Raw genomic sequence first — 572 nt, forward strand, 5'->3', positions numbered from 1 at the left:
TGTAAAAGTTACTTATTTCGGTAACGGATTTATCATTTCGATTGGTTTTTTTCCATCAATTCCCTGATGCGGCCTTTCATGATTGTAATAATATAAATATTGAAGCAATTCTTCTTTTAGTTCTTCTTGAGAATCAAAATCTGTGTCTCTTAATAAATCCTCTTCCAGAGTTCTCCAAAACCTTTCTACCTTACCGTTTGTCTGCGGACGGTAAGGTCTTGTGTATCTGTGTATGATTCCAAGTTCCATGAGCATTCTTTCAAAAGGATGCTGGTGTTTTACTTTGCTGGTTTTTATTCCAAATTCAGCTCCATTATCAGATAATATCTCTTCAAACTTTATTTCATAATGACTGCTTAAAATGTTTAAGCATTTTAATGATGCAAACATGACTGTTAAACTCGTTATGTCCGGCACTAATTCAGCCCAGGCAATCCGGCTGTAATCATCAATTACACACACTAGATAGAGTTTTTTACTTTCTCCGCGAATTATGCTTTTGCTTAAATAATGGCAATCAATATGACCCAGCTGTCCCATTCTTTCCTTGATTATTTTCTGATGATTCTTTT

At 34.6% G+C, this 572-nt stretch carries 1 protein-coding gene; it reads right to left on the reverse strand.

What is annotated here, in order from left to right; translation table 11 throughout:
• Positions 1-12: 12 nt before the first annotated feature.
• On the reverse strand, positions 13-572 hold a 560-nt coding region (locus AC1RRQ_RS23285), incomplete at its 5' end, for an integrase core domain-containing protein (RefSeq protein ID WP_493025456.1).

It is taken from the genome of Flavobacterium sp. GW821-FHT12A05, assembly GCF_058807735.1.